The organism is Pseudomonas sp. FP215 (assembly GCF_030687795.1).
In the GTDB taxonomy this organism is placed as follows: domain Bacteria; phylum Pseudomonadota; class Gammaproteobacteria; order Pseudomonadales; family Pseudomonadaceae; genus Aquipseudomonas; species Aquipseudomonas salmasensis.
Window position 1 is genome coordinate 4312715 of the sequence record NZ_CP117447.1, and the last position, 15723, is coordinate 4328437.

The window sequence follows — 15723 nt, forward strand, 5'->3', positions numbered from 1 at the left end:
AAGCCTCACAAAACCGCTTTCGGGTAAGAGCCCAGCACCTTGAGTGCCACGGCTTCCTGACTGATCTTCTCCAGCACGCCCTTGACCAGCGGGTCGCGGTGATGGCCGATGAAGTCGATAAAGAACACGTAGGTCCATTTACCGCTGCGCGAAGGACGAGTCTCGATGCGCGTCAGGTCAATCCCGTTATCGTGGAACGGCACCAGCAGCTCATGCAGCGCGCCGGGCTTGTTGCTCATGGAAACGATGATCGAGGTCTTGTCGTCGCCGGTGGGCGGCACTTCCTGGCTGCCGATCATCAAAAAGCGCGTGGAGTTGTCCGGGCGGTCTTCGATTTTTTCGGCCAGGCGCGTCAGGCCGTACAGGCCCGCGGCCATATCGCCGGCAATCGCCGCCGAATTCCACTCACCCTTGACCCGCTTGGCCGCTTCGGCGTTGCTGGACACCGCCACGCGCTCGACATTCGGGTAATGGGCGTCCAGCCACTTGCGGCACTGGGCCAGGGACTGGGCGTGGGAGTAGATGCGGCTGATGCTGTCGGTCTTGGTGTTTTCACCCACCAGCAGGTGGTGGTGGATACGCAGCTCCACCTCACCGCAGATCACCATGTCGTGCTCAAGGAAGCTGTCCAGGGTGTGGTTGACCGCGCCTTCGGTGGAGTTTTCCACCGGCACCACGCCAAAATTCACCGCGCCGGCCGCCACTTCACGGAAGACTTCGTCGATGGCCGCCATCGGCTTGCTGATCACCGCATGGCCGAAGTGCTTCATGGCCGCTGCCTGGGTGAAGGTGCCTTCAGGGCCGAGGTAAGCCACTTTCAGCGGCTGCTCCAGCGCCAGGCACGACGACATGATTTCACGGAACAACCGCGCCATCTCTTCGTTGCCCAACGGCCCCTTGTTGCGCTCCATCACACGCTTGAGTACCTGGGCTTCACGCTCGGGGCGGTAGAACACCGGCACTTCGCCTTCGGCGAGGGACGCCATCTTCACCCGTGCCACTTCCTGGGCGCAGCGCGCACGCTCACTGATCAGCTCCAGGACCTTCTCGTCCAGGCTGTCAATGCGTACGCGCAGGGCCTTGAGTTCTTGCTCAGACATTAGCCGTGTTCCTTCTCGAACTCTGCCATGTAGGCAACCAGCGCATTGATGGCGTGGATGTCGACGGCGTTATAAATGGAGGCGCGCATGCCGCCCACCGAACGATGGCCCTTGAGGTTCAGCAGGCCGCGCGCGTCGGCGCCAGCCAGGAACGGCTTGTCCAGGCGGTCGTCAGCCAGGCGGAACGGCACGTTCATCCACGAGCGGTCGGTGAGGTTGATCGGGTTGCTGTACAGGCCGCTGGCGTCGATGAAGTCGTACAGGACGCGCTTCTTCTCTTCGTTGAGCTTGCCCATGGCCGCCACGCCGCCCTGCTCCTTGAGCCATTCGAACACCAGGCCCGACAGGTACCAGGCAAACGCCGGCGGGGTGTTGTACATCGAGCCGTTATCGGCCGCGACCTTGTAGTTGAGCATGGTCGGGCACAGCGAACGGGCACGGCCCAGCAGGTCTTCGCGGATGATATTGACCAGGATGCCGCTCGGGCCGATGTTCTTCTGCGCGCCGGCGTAGATCATGCCGTATTTGGACACGTCGATCGGGCGCGAGAGGATGTCCGAGGACATGTCGCACACCAGTGGCACCTCACCGACTTCAGGCACCCAGTCAAATTCCAGGCCGCCGATGGTTTCGTTCGCGACGTAGTGAACGTAGGCCGCGTCCTTGGACAGCTTCCACTCGTTCTGGCCGGGAATGGCGAAGTAGTCATAGGGCTTGGCGGTGCCTGCCACGTTGACATGGCCATAGCGCGAGGCTTCTTCGATAGCCTTCTGCCCCCAGATACCGGTGTCGATATAGTCGGCAGTGCCGCCTTCGGGCAGCAGGTTTAGCGGCAACTGGGCGAACTGCTGGCTCGCGCCGCCTTGCAGGAACAGCACTTTGTAATTGGATGGGATGTCCAGCAAGTCGCGCAGGTCCTGCTCGGCCTTGTTGGCGATGGACACGAACTCATCGCTGCGATGGCTCATTTCCATCACGGAGAGGCCTTTTCCATGCCAGTCGAGGAGTTCACCCTGCGCACGCTGCAGGACTGCTTCAGGAAGCGCCGCGGGACCGGCACAGAAGTTATAGGCTCTCTTGCTCACATCCAATCTCACTCTGATCTGGTGGGGCTGCAATCATGTCAGCAACGCCCTCATTCTGAAGCGGGCATCTGTGGGAGCTGGCTTGCCTGCGATAGCAGCGCCGCGGTATCACTGAATGACCGAGGCGCCTGCATCGCAGGCAAGCCAGCTCCCACATGGACCGCGTCCAGGCAAAGGGCGCTGTGTTTCATAGGGGACAAACAACAAGGGGGCGAATCTTCATCCGCCCCCTGTGTGTCCGCTTATTCCTGCGGTTCTTCTTCGTCTGCGGCAGCGTCGAGGGTTGGCTCGTCAACGTTGTCATCGCCGGCTGCGATCACCTCGCCTTCAAACTCCTCACCTTCGAGCTCTTCACCTTCGACTTCCGAAGGCTCCTGCACACGCTCCAGGCCGACCAGTTTTTCGTCCTTGGCCAGCTTGATCAGGGTCACGCCCTGGGTGTTACGGCCCAGGCTCGAGACCTCGGCCACACGGGTACGCACCAGGGTGCCCTGGTCGGAAATCAGCATGATTTCCTCGCCATCGAGCACCTGCACCGCGCCGACCAGACGGCCGTTGCGGTCGTTGCTGACCATGGCGATCACGCCCTGGCCGCCACGCTTGTACTCAGGGAACTCGCTGATGGCGGTGCGCTTACCATAACCACGCTCGGAAGCGGTGAGGATCTGGCTGCCTTCTTCCGGGATCAGCATCGAAATCAGCTTCTGCCCTTCTGGCAGGCGCATGCCGCGTACACCGCGGGCGGTACGGCCCATGGCACGCACGTCGGATTCCTTGAAGCGTGTGACCTTGCCGCCATCGGAGAACAGCATGACTTCGCGTTCGCCGTCGGTGATGGCTGCGGAAATCAGTACGTCGCCTTCGTCCAGCTCCAGGGCGATCAGCCCCACGCTGCGTTGACGGCTGAAGGATTCCAGCGGGGTCTTCTTCACGGTGCCTTTAGCGGTGGCCATGAAGATGAAGTGACCTTCGGTGTATTCCTCGACCGGCAGCATGGTGGTGATGTATTCGTCACTGTCCAGCGGCAGCAGGTTGACCAACGGACGACCACGGGCAGCGCGGGAGGCTTCCGGGATTTCGTAGGTCTTGAGCCAGTACACCTTGCCTTTGCTGGAGAACAGCAGCAGCGTGGTGTGGCTGTTGGCAACCAGCAGGTGAGCGATGTAGTCCTCATCCTTCACGCCGGTAGCCGATTTACCTTTACCACCACGACGCTGAGCCTGGTAAGCCGCCAGCGGCTGGGTCTTGGCATAGCCACCGTGAGAGATGGTCACCACGCGCTCTTCTTCCGGGATCATGTCACCCAGGGTCAGATCCAGACGCGCATCGAGGATTTCGGTGCGGCGTACGTCGCCGTATTCGGCGCGGATCACTTCCAGTTCTTCGCGGATCACTTCCATCAGGCGCACGGCGCTGCTGAGGATGCGGATCAACTCGCCGATCTGGTTGAGGATCTCCTGGTACTCGGCCAGCAGCTTCTCGTGCTCAAGGCCGGTGAGGCGGTGCAGACGCAGTTCCAGGATGGCCTGGGCCTGTTCTGGCGACAGGAAGTACTTGCCTTCACGCAGACCGTATTGCGGGTCCAGGGTCTCCGGGCGGCATGAGTCGGCGCCAGCGCGCTCAACCATGGCCACTACGGCGCTGGATTCCCACGGCGTGCTGATCAGCGCTTCCTTGGCTTCCGACGGGGTTGGCGAGGCCTTGATCAGGGCGATCACCGGGTCGATGTTCGACAGCGCAACCGCCTGGCCTTCCAGGATATGGCCGCGCTCGCGGGCCTTGCGCAGTTCGAACACGGTACGGCGGGTCACCACTTCGCGGCGGTGACGCACGAAGGCTTCCAGCAGGTCCTTGAGGTTCAGGATGCGCGGGCGGCCGTCGATCAGGGCAACCACGTTGATACCAAACACGCTTTGCAGCTGGGTCTGGGCGTAGAGGTTGTTGAGGATCACCTCAGGCACTTCGCCACGGCGCAGCTCGATTACTACGCGCATACCGTCTTTGTCGGACTCGTCGCGCAGCTCGGTGATGCCTTCCAGCTTCTTCTCTTTAACCAGCTCGGCGATCTTCTCGATCAAGCGTGCCTTGTTCAGCTGGTACGGGAGTTCGGTGATGACGATCTGCTGGCGGCCACCGACCTTGTCGATGTCTTCGATCATCGAGCGGGCACGCATGTAAATGCGCCCGCGACCGGTGCGGTAGGCTTCGATGATGCCGGCGCGACCGTTGATGATCGCGGCGGTCGGGAAGTCCGGGCCGGGGATGTATTGCATCAGCTCATCGACGGTCAGCTCAGGGTTGTCGATAAGGGCCAGGCAACCGTCGATGACTTCACCGAGGTTGTGCGGCGGGATGTTGGTGGCCATGCCCACGGCGATACCGCTGGAACCGTTGACCAGCAGGTTGGGGATCTTGGTGGGCATGACAGCCGGGATCATTTCGGTGCCGTCGTAGTTCGGCACCCAGTCCACGGTTTCTTTGTGCAGGTCGGCCAGCAGCTCATGCGCCAGCTTGGTCATGCGCACTTCGGTGTATCGCATGGCCGCGGCGTTGTCGCCGTCCACCGAACCGAAGTTGCCCTGGCCGTCTACCAGCAGGTAGCGCAGGGAAAACGGCTGCGCCATCCGAACGATGGTGTCGTACACCGCAGTGTCGCCGTGAGGGTGATACTTACCGATCACGTCACCGACAACACGGGCAGATTTCTTGTACGGCTTGTTCCAGTCGTTACCCAGCTCGCTCATCGCGAACAGCACACGCCGGTGCACGGGCTTCAAGCCATCGCGCGCATCAGGCAGTGCCCGACCGACAATTACGCTCATCGCGTAGTCGAGGTAGGACTGTTTCAGCTCGTCTTCGATATTGACCGGGAGGATTTCTTTGGCCAGTTCGCCCATGAGAAGCCTGATTCCTTTTTCGGGTGAAACCTCGTCACATCCATTCGGGACGAACGAAGCTCGCCGCTGCCGGCACGGTGCCTGACAACGACTTACGACAAATCAACGAGTTATGACACGGATCTGCACGTTATAGGCCACCCCTCGGGGCAGCCCTGGAAACCGCCGGATGTTATCACAATCGCCGCCACGCACCTATCCCCCTGATGCGCATGGAGGCTAGTAATTTGACGGATGACAGGCTTGAAGGGGACGAGAGGGGCTCAGAGGCGCGGTGGTGCTTTTTTTTGAGGGTGGAATGCAGGAGTTTTGTTGACTTCAAGGGCCAATCGCAGGCAAGCCAGCTCCCACCTTTGATTTGTGAACACCGTTAAAGGTGGGAGCTGGCTTGCCTGCGATAGCGCCCCCACAGGCGCCCACACACTCAATGCAGGCGCTTACGGCACATCAACTTGGCCAACTTGGCCACATCCGGCCGCTCCACCACGCCCTTTTCAGTCACGATGACATCAATCAGATCCGCAGGCGTCACATCAAACACAGGGTTAAACGCCGCGACATCCAACCGCTGCCCATCAACCTCAAGCAACTCACCACTATCGCGCTGCTCCAGGGCGACATCATCACCAGTAGCCATCATCAAATCCAGGGTCGAACTCGACGCCACCACCATAAAACGCACGCCATGGTGCATGGCACACACGGCCAGCTGATAAGTGCCGATCTTGCTGATCACATCGCCATTGGCCGCGATACAGTCAGCACCGACCACCACCCACGTCACGCCTTTGGTCTTGAGGATATGCGCCCCGGCGGAGTCGGCATTTACCGCCACCGGGATGCCCTGGCCCGCCAACTCCCACGCCGTCAGACGCGAGCCTTGCAGCCATGGACGGGTTTCATTGACATAGACCTGCTCGACCAAGCCCTCCAGATACGCCGCATGAATCACCCCGAGGGCTGTGCCAACGCCGCCGGAAGCCAACGCGCCGGCGTTGCCATGGGTGAGGATCGCCTGGGCGTTGCCCTGGTGCTTGCGAATCCGCTCCATACCCAACTGGGCTATGACCACATTGGCCTCCCGGTCGCTTTCATGGATCGCGACGGCTTCGGCTTCCAGCACCACCAGCGGGTCGGCGTGCGGCTTGAGGCGGTCGAGGCGGTCGCGCATGCGCTGCAAGGCCCAGAACAAGTTCGATGCGGTGGGTCGAGTATGGGCCAGCAAGGCGTAGTCTTCTTCCCACGCGGCCTGCCAGTCGCCACCCTCGGCGATGCGCTCGCGGGCGGCCAGGACCAAGCCATAGGCGGCGCAGATACCGATGGCTGGCGCGCCACGCACCACCATGGTGCGAATGGCGTCGGCCACCGCTTCAACGGTAACGCAGGCTACCCAGCGCTCACGGGACGGCAAAACGCGCTGATCGAGCAGGTGCAGCGCGCCATCACGCCATTGGATGGCCTTCACTTTCTCTGCAGCCAACAGTCGGTCGCGCATCCCTTACCCCGCACTCATGAACAAAAGCCGCCGATTATAGCGATCCGCCAGCCAGGACGCTCGGGTATACTTCGCCCTTCTTTTATAGCTGCCTGGGAAGAAGCCTGCGATGACCTCCACTGCCGCCCCGCTCGACTTGTTGCTGCTGCCGACCTGGCTGGTACCCGTCGAGCCCGCTGGCGTGGTGCTCAAGGAGCATGGCCTGGGTATCCGCGATGGCTGCATTGCCTTTATCGGGCCACGGGACGCGGCGTTGAAGCTGGCAGCGCGCGAGGTGCGTGAACTGCCCGGTATGCTGCTCAGCCCTGGCCTGATCAATGCCCACGGCCATGCCGCCATGACCCTGTTCCGTGGCCTGGCCGACGATTTGCCGCTGATGACATGGCTGGAAAAACACATCTGGCCCGCCGAAGCCAAGTGGGTCGACGAAGCGTTCGTGCGCGACGGCACCAACCTGGCCATCGCCGAGCAGATCAAGGGCGGCATCACCTGCTTTTCGGACATGTATTTCTACCCCAAGGTCGCCAGCGACTGCGTGCACAACAGCGGTATGCGTGCGCAGATCGCGTTGCCGATCCTCGACTTCCCGATTCCCGGCGCCAGCAGTGCCGACGAGGCGATTCGCCAGGGTATCGAGCTGTTCGGCGACCTCAAGCACCACCCGCGCATCAAGATCACCTTCGGCCCCCACGCGCCCTACACCGTGTGCGATGCCAACCTGGAAAAGATCCGGGTGATCGCCGAAGAGCTGGACGCCGTGATCCATATGCACGTTCACGAAACCGCCTTCGAAGTGCAGCAAGCCGTCGAGCAGACCGGCGAGCGGCCATTGGCGCGCCTGGCTCGCCTCGGCCTGCTGGGCCCGCGCTTTCAGGCCGTGCACATGACCCAAATCAGCGAAGACGACCTGGCTTTACTGGTAGAAAGCAACACCAGCGTCATTCACTGCCCGGAATCGAACCTGAAACTGGCCAGCGGCTTTTGCCCGGTGGAGCGCTTGTGGCAGGCTGGCGTCAACGTGGCCATCGGCACCGACGGCGCCGCCAGCAACAATGACCTGGATTTGCTCGGCGAAACCCGCACGGCGGCGATGCTGGCCAAGGCCGTGGCCGGTTCCGCTACAGCACTGGATGCCCACCGCGCCTTGCGCATGGCCACGCTCAACGGTGCCAGGGCGATGGGCCTGGACAGCCAGATTGGCTCGTTGGAAGTCGGCAAGGCGGCAGACATCGTCGCCTTTGATCTTTCCGGGCTGGCGCAACAACCGATCTACGATCCGGTCTCACAGCTTATATATGCCACCGGGCGCGATTGCGTGAAACACCTTTGGGTCGCCGGCAAACCATTGCTCGACGACCGGCAATTGACCCGCATGGATGAACAACAGTTGACCGCCACGGCCATTGCCTGGGGCCAACGCATCAGCGGGCACAGCGAATAACGACGCGGCTGAAGCCTTGGGTTCAGCCGCGACACACCGACTTATCAGATTCAGAGGATTGACCATGAGCAACGTCGACCACGCCGAAATCGCCAAGTTTGAAGCCCTGGCCCACCGCTGGTGGGACCGCGAGAGCGAATTCAAACCCCTGCACGACATCAACCCACTGCGGGTCAACTGGATTGACGAGCGCGTCAACCTGGCCGGCAAGAAGGTGCTGGACGTCGGTTGCGGCGGCGGCATCCTCAGCGAAGCCATGGCCCAGCGCGGCGCCACCGTCATGGGCATCGACATGGGCGAAGCGCCGCTGGCCGTGGCCCAGTTGCACCAGCTCGAATCCGGCGTGAGCGTGGAATACCGCCAGATCACCGCCGAAGCCCTGGCCGAAGAAATGCCCGAGCAGTTCGACGTGGTCACCTGCCTGGAAATGCTCGAACACGTGCCAGACCCGTCCTCGGTGATCCGCGCCTGTTTCCGCATGGTCAAGCCCGGCGGCCAGGTGTTCTTCTCCACCATCAACCGCAACCCCAAGGCTTACCTGTTCGCGATCATCGGCGCCGAATACATCATGAAGCTGCTGCCGCGCGGCACCCATGACTTCAAGAAATTCATCCGCCCTTCCGAGCTGGGTGCGTGGAGCCGCCAGGCCGGGCTGACCGTCAAGGACATCATCGGCCTGACCTACAACCCGCTGACCAAGCACTACAAGCTGGCCAACGACGTTGACGTCAACTACATGATCCAGACCCTGCGCGAGGAGTAAGCCTGTGAAGTTGCGAGCGGTTCTCTTCGACATGGACGGTACCCTGCTGGACACCGCGCCGGACTTTATCGCCATCTGCCAGGCCATGCGCGCCGACCGTGGCCTGGCGCCGATCAACCCCGCACACATCCGCGATGAAATTTCCGGTGGTGCGCGGGCGATGGTCGCCGTGACCTTCTCGATGGACCCGGAGTCGCCGGGCTTTGAGGAACTGCGCCAGGAATTCCTGGAGCGTTACCTCAAGGATTGCGCAGTCCACAGCAAACTGTTCGAAGGCATGGCCGAGCTGCTGGAAGACATCGAGAAAGCCAAGCTGATCTGGGGCGTGGTCACCAACAAGCCGGTGCGCTTTGCCGAACCGATCATGCAGCGCCTGGGCCTGGCCGAGCGTTCGGCCGTGCTGATCTGCCCAGACCACGTAAAAAACAGCAAGCCCGACCCGGAGCCGATGATCCTGGCGTGCAAGATGCTCAACCTGGACCCGGCCAGCGTGCTGTTCGTGGGCGATGATCTGCGCGACATCGAATCCGGCCGCGACGCCGGTACGCGCACGGCGGCGGTCACCTATGGCTATATCCACCCGGACGACAACCCACGCCACTGGGGCGCGGACGTGGTGGTGGATCACCCGCTGGAATTGCGCAAGGTGCTGGATAACGCGCTGTGCAGTTGCTGATGGCTCGAAGATCTCAACAACACTGAGATCAATGTGGGAGCTGGCTTGCCTGCGATGGCGGCCTGCCAGCCAGCACATTTGGCGACAGGTAGTCCGCCATCGCAGGCAAGCCAGCTCCCACAGGAAATGGATTCCACTTCAAGTGGTGTATCACCTTGAATTTTGTCGAGGCTATTTATGTTTGATTACTCTGCACCGCCAGAACTGCTCAAAGGCCGGACCATCCTGGTGACCGGCGCCGGTCGCGGGATTGGCGCGGCAGCGGCAAAAACCTATGCCGCCCATGGCGCCACCGTGCTGTTGCTGGGCAAGACCGAAGCCAACCTGGCCCAGGTGTATGACGAGATCGAAGCCGCTGGCCACCCGCAGCCGGTGGTGATCCCGTTCAACCTGGAGACCGCCCTGCCCCATCAATACGATGAGCTGGCAGCAATGATCGAAAAGGCATTCGGCCACCTCGACGGCCTGTTGCACAACGCCTCGATCATCGGCCCACGCACGCCCATCGAGCAGTTGTCCGGCGAGAACTTCATGCGGGTGATACATGTGAACGTCAACGCGATGTTCATGCTGACCAGCACGTTGCTGCCGTTGCTCAAGCTGTCCCAGGATGCGTCGGTGGTGTTCACTTCCAGCAGCGTCGGGCGCAAGGGTCGTGCTTATTGGGGTGCCTATGGGGTGTCCAAGTTCGCTACCGAAGGCTTGATGCAAACCCTGGCCGATGAGCTGGAAGACGTGGCCGCAGTGCGCGCCAACAGCATCAACCCGGGCGGTACCCGCACCAGCATGCGCGCCCAGGCATACCCCGGCGAAAACCCGATGGAAAGGCCAGCGCCGGAAGAGATCATGCCGGTGTACCTGTACCTGATGGGGCCGGACAGTGCGGGCATCAATGGCCAGGCATTCGACGCGCAATAAGCCCTGACACCCCGCAAAACAAAGGTGGGAGCTGGCTTGCCTGCTCCCACCTTTGTTTTGTGGTGTAGTTAAAATCTCAGTTTTTGACCACTTCCTCCAGAGTGAAACGCCCCAACGGGTTCTGCAGGAAGTTGCTTACGTTCTTGCGTGAGATGTTGATATACGGGCTGTAGTACAGGTCAATCCAGTTCACATCCTGCTTGGCCAGCTTCTGCAACTCCACATACATCTGCTCACGCTTGGCCGGGTCTGCCTCGATCCGCGCTGCGGCCACCAAGGCCTTGACCTGGTCGTTCTTGTAGCGGGTCATGTAGTTCTGGTTGGTGTCGTGGCCCAGCACGAAGGTGGTTTTCTGGTCGGGGTCGAGGATGTCGTTGGTCCAGTACATCACCGAAATATCGTACTCACCGTCTACCAGCATCTGCCAGCTTTGGGTGGGGTCGACTTTTTGCAGGTTGGCGGTCACGCCGACCTTGGCCAGCTGGTCCTTGATGATTACCGCGATCTGCTCGTCGGCCTCGTTCCCGGCGTTGACCACGTAGTTGAGCTTCAAATCCTGGGCACCCGCAGCGGCCAGCAGCTTCTTGGCTTCGGCCGGGTCGTACGGGCGTTGCAGGTTGTTGGCGTAGTGGTACAGCGAGCCCTTTGGAATGTAGGAATAAGCCACGGTGCCTTGACCGTAAGTGACGGCTTTGACCAGCGATTGCTTGTCGATGGCCATGTCCAGGGCCTGGCGCACTTGCGGCTTGGCCAACAAGCCGTGCTCGTGGTTGATCAACAGGTGATCTTCACGGGTGGACGGGTCGGCGTGGATCACCACGTTCTGGTCTTTTTTCAGCTCTTGCACCCGGGAGAACGGCACGAAGATCGCCGTGTCGAGTTCATTGTTCTGCACCATGCGCATGCGCGTGTTGTCATCGGTCACCGACACCCATTCCACACCGTCCAGGCTCACGCTGCTGGCCTGCCAGAAATTCGGGTTTTTCTTCAGGATCACGCGGTCGCCCTTGCGCCACTCGTCCACGGTAAACGCGCCGGAGGTCACCGGGTTTTCCGAGTAGGCGTCTTCGCCCATCGTGGTCATGGCTTTTTCCGACAGGATCGACACCGTTGGCGACGCCAGTTGCGAGAGGAAGGCCACCGCCGGGGTTTTAAGGGTGACCACCAGGGTCTTGGCATCGCTGGCCGTGGCGGTGTTGATCAGGCTGAACGGGTCGCTCCACAGCGAGGCCTTGTTGTCGCGGATGCGCAGCAAGCTGAATGCTGCGTCGGCGGCGGTAATCGGCGAGCCGTCAGAGAACTTCGCCTCACGCAGCTTGAAGGTGTAGGTCAGGCCATCCTTGGAAATATCCCAGCTTTCGGCCAGGCCCGGTTCCATCTTGGTGCCCAGGTTATCCACGCGCACCAGGGTGTCGTAGACGTTGGCAAACACCCAGGTGTCGCGGTTCTGCGCGCTTTTGATCGGGTCGAAAGTGGTGCTGTCTTCACGGCAGCCGATGGTGAGCACACCGGCGGCCTGGGCCAGGCCGGCGGTCAGCGACCAGGCCGTGAGGGTAGCGGCGGCGAGCAATTTCAAGTGGCGCGAGTGCATATCACAACTCCTTGTTAATGAATGGCAGAGGGTCAAAGCAAAGGGTCTTCAAGCACGCAACTGTACCGATGCTCGTGCAGGAATTGGGTGGGGGGCAATACCGTGGAACACATGGTTTGCGCATACCGGCAACGTGGGTGGAAGGCACAGCCTGTCGGCAGATTCAGCGGGCTGGGCGGCTCGCCGGGCAATGGCTGGGCTGGCAATGGGCGGTGCGGATCGATCTCCGGGATGGCCTGGATCAACGCCGCGGTATACGGGTGACGGGGCGCGGTAAACACCGCCTCCACCGGCCCTTCCTCGACGATCTTGCCCAGGTACATCACGGCCACGCGGTCGCATAGGCGCCTTACGATGGCCAGGTCATGGGCGATAAACAGGATCGCCAGGTTCATACGCTGTTGCAGTTCCAGCAGCAGGTTGATGATCTGCCCCTGGATCGAAACATCCAGCGCCGCCACGCATTCATCGGCAATGATCAGGCGCGGCTCCACCGCCAGCGCCCGGGCGATCCCCACGCGCTGGCACTGGCCGCCACTCAGGGAGCCCGGCTTACGCGTCGCCAGTTCGGGGCGCAGGCCCACCAGTTCCAGCAGTTCGTTGACGCGCGCGGGAATCTGCGTCACCGCTACTTTGCGCTGTACCCGCAGCACTTCGGCCAGGGTTTCGCCGATGGAATGCCGAGGGTTCAGCGCTGCGTACGGGTCCTGGAAAATCATCGCGGTCTCATGCCGCAGCCGGGCAATGTCGATAGCGCTGCCATGGGCCATGTCGATACCGTCGAACAGCACCTGCCCGGCGCTGATCGGGTTGAGGTGCAAAATTGCCCTGCCCAGGGTGCTCTTGCCACTGCCAGACTCGCCCACCAACCCCAGGGTTTCCCCGGCGGCGAGGTTCAGCGACACCCCGTTCACCGCCCTCACCCACTGGCGGTTGAGGCCCAGCAGGCCGCTGCCGGACGCGGCAAAGCGCACCTCCAGATCCTTGATCTGCAACAGGCTCATGGGCGCTCTCCCAACGGATAGTGACAGGCCACGCGTGCGCCCTGGGGCAGCAACTCGGTGCACAAGGCGCCGGCCTGTGGGCAGCGCGGGTGGAAGCGGCAGCCGTCGGGCAATGCATCGAGCAACGGCGGCTGGCCAGCAATGGTGCGCAACAACGCATGGCCGCTGCTGTGGGCCGGCTGGCAATCGATCAGGCCAGCGGTGTACGGATGTTGCGGTTGGGCCAGCAGTTCGTATTTGCTGCCGTGCTCGCACAGGCGCCCGGCATACATCACGGCGATGGCATCGCAGGTTTGCGCCACCACGCCCAGGTCATGGGTGATCATGATGATCGACAGGCCACGCTGGTCGCGCAGGTCAAGCAACAACCGCAGGATTTGCGCCTGCACCGTCACATCCAGGGCGGTGGTGGGCTCGTCGGCGATCAGCACCTTCGGGTTGCAGCCCAGGGCTACGGCGATCATGGCGCGCTGGCGCATGCCACCGGAAAACTCATGGGGGTAGTTGTCGACCCGCGCCTGGGGGTCGGGAATCCCGACCTGACGCAATACCTCGATCGCCTGCAGGCGCGCGTCTTTTTTCGACGCGCCTTGGTGCAGGCGGATGCCCTCGGCGATTTGCTCACCGATGCGCATCAACGGGTCGAGGTGGCTGCTGGGGTTCTGGAAGACCATACCCAACTGCCCGCCGCGCACGGCGCGCATACCGGCATCATCCAGCGCCAGCAGGTCCTGGCCGGCCAACCGCACCGCGCCGCCCTGCACGCGCAGATTGGGTGACGGTAGCAGGCGCATCAAGCCGCGGCAGGCCATGGTCTTGCCCGAACCGCTCTCGCCCACCAGGCCGAGGATTTCACCTTCGGCCAGGTCGAAAGACACCCGATCCACCAAGGTGATATCACGCCCAGCGTTGTTGGCGATCACACTGAGGTCGCGCACCTGCAGCAGGCTCATGAGCGCTCTCCCAATACCTGCGCAACTCCGTCGGCCAACAGGCTGAAGCCCATGGCCAAGGTCACGATGGCCAGGCCCGGGAAGGTGCAGATCCACCAGGCGGTGGTGATAAAGGCTTGCCCTTCGGCCACCATCGTCCCCCATTCGGCGGTCGGCGGTTGCACCCCCAGGCCCAGGTAACTGACGGCGGCGCCGTTGAGCAGTACCAGTACCGCGTCGGACATGGAAAACACAATGGAACCAAACAGCGCATTGGGCAGCAAATGCCGGAACAGAATGCGCCCATGGCCAAAGCCCAGGCTTTTGGCGGCCAGGGCAAACTCGCTTTCCTTGAGCACCAGGATCTGCGAGCGAATCAGGCGTGCGTACGACACCCAACCCACCAGCGCCATGGCGATGTAAAAACTCTGCAAGCCCGGCCCGAGGATGGCCATGATCGCCAGCATCAGCACCAGGAACGGGAACGCCAGCACCACATCGATCACGCGCATGCAGACACTGTCGAAACGCCCGCCGATATAACCCGAGACCGCACCGATAAAGGTGCCGATGATGAACGGGAAGATCACCCCGATAATCGCCAACTGCAGGTCGATGCGCGCGCCCCAGATCACCCTTGAGAGGATATCCCGGCCGTAATTGTCCGTACCCAACGGATGGGCAAGGCTGGGGGCCAGCAAACTGATGCTGGTGTCCTGGGCGATGGGGTCGTAGGGCGCGACCCACGGCGCAAACAGCGCCAGGGCCAACCACGCGAACAGGATCAACAAACCCCATGCGGCGGTCAGTCGGCCATTGCGAAAACCAAAGCGCAGGCGCAAGCGCCACGGGGCAATCATCGGGCGGCTGCTCATTGCATCTTCACCCGTGGGTCGAGGGCCACGGTTACCAAGTCGGCCAGGAAGTTGACCACCACCGTGGCACAGGCCAGCACCATCGCCACGCCCTGCACCACCATGTAGTCACGGGTGAAAATGCCGCGTACCAACAACTGGCCGATGCCTGGAATCGCGAACAGGCTTTCGATGACCACCGTGCCGCTGATCAGCCAACCGATGTTGACCGCCAGCAGGTTGACCGCCGGCACTAGCGCGTTGGGCAGCACATGCCGGCGAAACACTGCGCCTTCAGGCAGCCCGCGCGCACGTGCGGCGGTGACATGGTCTGCCTGCAACTCCATCAACATGCTCGCCCGCAGGTTGCGCACCAGCACCGCCGACAGCGCCAGGGCGATGGTCAGGCACGGCAAGAGCATATGGTGCGCCTTGTCCAGCCAGGTGCGCCCGTAACCGGACACCGGGAACAAGCCCCATTTCACGCTGAGCAGCAGGATCAGCATCAACCCCAGCCAGAACGCCGGCATGCCCAGGCCGACCGTGGTGAACACGCGGATCAGCTTGTCCGCCCAACGGCCTTGCTGGCGCGCCGCAATCGTCGCCAGTGGCACCGCTATCAACAAAGCCAGCACCACGCTGCCCAGCACCAGCACCAGGGTCGGCTCGATGCGGGTGACGATCAGTTTGAGAGCGTCGACCTTGTACAGCAGCGATTGGCCGAGGTCGCCCTTGAGCAGGTTTTTCAGGAAGTAAAAGTATTGCAGCCACAAGGGCTGGTCGAGGCCGAACTGGGCGCGGATCTTCAACAGCGCATCTGGCGTGCTGCGCGAACCCAGCAAGGCGCGCGCCGGGTCGCCGGGGATCGAGCGCACCAACACAAAAGTGATCAGGCTGATGCCCAGCAGCACCGGCAGCAATTGCAGGGGCCGGGACAACACAAAACGGTAGCGCGCCAGGTTCATGC

Annotated in this window: 13 protein-coding genes; 4 read left to right on the forward strand and 9 right to left on the reverse strand. The window is 62.0% G+C overall.

All coding sequences use genetic code 11. The annotated features are described in order from the left end of the window. Nucleotides 1–5: 5 nt before the first annotated feature. The 4 genes from pheA to mtnA all read right to left on the reverse strand — a co-directional run bounded on the left by pheA (nt 6) and on the right by mtnA (nt 6577). The gene (gene pheA, locus PSH76_RS19450) at nt 6–1100 is read right to left on the reverse strand and encodes a prephenate dehydratase (RefSeq protein WP_003172650.1); all 1095 of its coding nucleotides are present in this window, start codon (nt 1098–1100) and stop codon (nt 6–8) included. After that, nucleotides 1100–2185: a 3-phosphoserine/phosphohydroxythreonine transaminase gene (serC, locus tag PSH76_RS19455; RefSeq protein WP_305492756.1), complete on the reverse strand. Its 1086-nt coding sequence runs from the start codon at nt 2183–2185 to the stop codon at nt 1100–1102. The genes pheA and serC overlap by 1 nt, the downstream gene beginning before the upstream one ends. A 242-nt stretch (nt 2186–2427) precedes the next feature. Beyond that, the gene (gyrA, locus tag PSH76_RS19460) at nt 2428–5082 is read right to left on the reverse strand and encodes a DNA gyrase subunit A (RefSeq protein WP_032892792.1); all 2655 of its coding nucleotides are present in this window, start codon (nt 5080–5082) and stop codon (nt 2428–2430) included. A gap of 424 nt (nt 5083–5506) precedes the next feature. Further along, on the reverse strand, nt 5507–6577 hold the full coding sequence (mtnA, locus tag PSH76_RS19465) for an S-methyl-5-thioribose-1-phosphate isomerase (protein ID WP_305492757.1): 1071 nt from the start codon (nt 6575–6577) through the stop codon (nt 5507–5509). Nucleotides 6578–6686: 109 nt separating this feature from the next. Here mtnA and PSH76_RS19470 point away from each other — a divergent pair, with 109 nt between their 5' ends. The 4 genes from PSH76_RS19470 (at nt 6687) to PSH76_RS19485 (ending at nt 10375) form a co-directional block, all read left to right on the forward strand. Then, nucleotides 6687–8018: a TRZ/ATZ family hydrolase gene (locus PSH76_RS19470; RefSeq protein WP_098952354.1), complete on the forward strand. Its 1332-nt coding sequence runs from the start codon at nt 6687–6689 to the stop codon at nt 8016–8018. 64 nt (nt 8019–8082) lie between these two features. Next, a complete protein-coding gene (gene ubiG, locus PSH76_RS19475; protein ID WP_003189760.1) occupies nt 8083–8781 on the forward strand; it encodes a bifunctional 2-polyprenyl-6-hydroxyphenol methylase/3-demethylubiquinol 3-O-methyltransferase UbiG in 699 nt (232 codons plus the stop codon). 4 nt (nt 8782–8785) lie between these two features. Further along, on the forward strand, nt 8786–9457 hold the full coding sequence (gene mupP, locus PSH76_RS19480; RefSeq protein ID WP_305492758.1) for an N-acetylmuramic acid 6-phosphate phosphatase MupP: 672 nt from the start codon (nt 8786–8788) through the stop codon (nt 9455–9457). 177 nt (nt 9458–9634) lie between these two features. Next, complete coding sequence (locus PSH76_RS19485) at nt 9635–10375, forward strand: YciK family oxidoreductase (protein WP_305492759.1); 741 nt, start codon at nt 9635–9637, stop codon at nt 10373–10375. A gap of 76 nt (nt 10376–10451) precedes the next feature. Here PSH76_RS19485 and PSH76_RS19490 read toward each other — a convergent pair whose 3' ends face one another. Genes PSH76_RS19490 through PSH76_RS19510 form a run of 5 tightly spaced genes read right to left on the reverse strand, consistent with a single transcriptional unit; the run spans nt 10452 to nt 15721 of the window. Further along, nucleotides 10452–11966, reverse strand: a complete 1515-nt coding sequence (locus PSH76_RS19490) for an ABC transporter substrate-binding protein (protein ID WP_169918660.1) — start codon at nt 11964–11966, stop codon at nt 10452–10454. A 32-nt stretch (nt 11967–11998) separates the two neighbouring features. After that, nucleotides 11999–12970 carry an ABC transporter ATP-binding protein gene (locus PSH76_RS19495; protein ID WP_098952357.1) on the reverse strand — a complete coding sequence of 324 codons (972 nt, stop codon included), beginning with the start codon at nt 12968–12970 and terminating at the stop codon, nt 11999–12001. Beyond that, nucleotides 12967–13923 carry an ABC transporter ATP-binding protein gene (locus PSH76_RS19500; protein ID WP_305492760.1) on the reverse strand — a complete coding sequence of 319 codons (957 nt, stop codon included), beginning with the start codon at nt 13921–13923 and terminating at the stop codon, nt 12967–12969. The genes PSH76_RS19495 and PSH76_RS19500 overlap by 4 nt, the downstream gene beginning before the upstream one ends. Beyond that, nucleotides 13920–14777 (reverse strand): ABC transporter permease, encoded by an 858-nt coding sequence (locus PSH76_RS19505; protein WP_305492761.1) that lies wholly within the window; start codon nt 14775–14777, stop codon nt 13920–13922. Before PSH76_RS19505 ends, PSH76_RS19500 begins: the two co-directional genes overlap by 4 nt. Beyond that, the gene (locus PSH76_RS19510; RefSeq protein ID WP_032892800.1) at nt 14774–15721 is read right to left on the reverse strand and encodes an ABC transporter permease; all 948 of its coding nucleotides are present in this window, start codon (nt 15719–15721) and stop codon (nt 14774–14776) included. The genes PSH76_RS19505 and PSH76_RS19510 overlap by 4 nt, the downstream gene beginning before the upstream one ends. Nucleotides 15722–15723 lie beyond the last annotated feature (2 nt).

What these genes read in the sequence shown, in the direction of transcription:
- PSH76_RS19500 (WP_305492760.1), bottom strand. Translation starts at nt 13,923, where the DNA reads ATGAGCCTGCTGCAGGTGCGCGACCTCAGTGTGATCGCCAACAACGCT.
- PSH76_RS19485 (WP_305492759.1), top strand. Translation starts at nt 9,635, where the DNA reads ATGTTTGATTACTCTGCACCGCCAGAACTGCTCAAAGGCCGGACCATC.
- ubiG (WP_003189760.1), top strand. Translation starts at nt 8,083, where the DNA reads ATGAGCAACGTCGACCACGCCGAAATCGCCAAGTTTGAAGCCCTGGCC.
- PSH76_RS19470 (WP_098952354.1), top strand. Translation starts at nt 6,687, where the DNA reads ATGACCTCCACTGCCGCCCCGCTCGACTTGTTGCTGCTGCCGACCTGG.
- PSH76_RS19490 (WP_169918660.1), bottom strand. Translation starts at nt 11,966, where the DNA reads ATGCACTCGCGCCACTTGAAATTGCTCGCCGCCGCTACCCTCACGGCC.
- mtnA (WP_305492757.1), bottom strand. Translation starts at nt 6,577, where the DNA reads ATGCGCGACCGACTGTTGGCTGCAGAGAAAGTGAAGGCCATCCAATGG.
- pheA (WP_003172650.1), bottom strand. Translation starts at nt 1,100, where the DNA reads ATGTCTGAGCAAGAACTCAAGGCCCTGCGCGTACGCATTGACAGCCTG.
- PSH76_RS19505 (WP_305492761.1), bottom strand. Translation starts at nt 14,777, where the DNA reads ATGAGCAGCCGCCCGATGATTGCCCCGTGGCGCTTGCGCCTGCGCTTT.
- PSH76_RS19510 (WP_032892800.1), bottom strand. Translation starts at nt 15,721, where the DNA reads ATGAACCTGGCGCGCTACCGTTTTGTGTTGTCCCGGCCCCTGCAATTG.
- PSH76_RS19495 (WP_098952357.1), bottom strand. Translation starts at nt 12,970, where the DNA reads ATGAGCCTGTTGCAGATCAAGGATCTGGAGGTGCGCTTTGCCGCGTCC.
- gyrA (WP_032892792.1), bottom strand. Translation starts at nt 5,082, where the DNA reads ATGGGCGAACTGGCCAAAGAAATCCTCCCGGTCAATATCGAAGACGAG.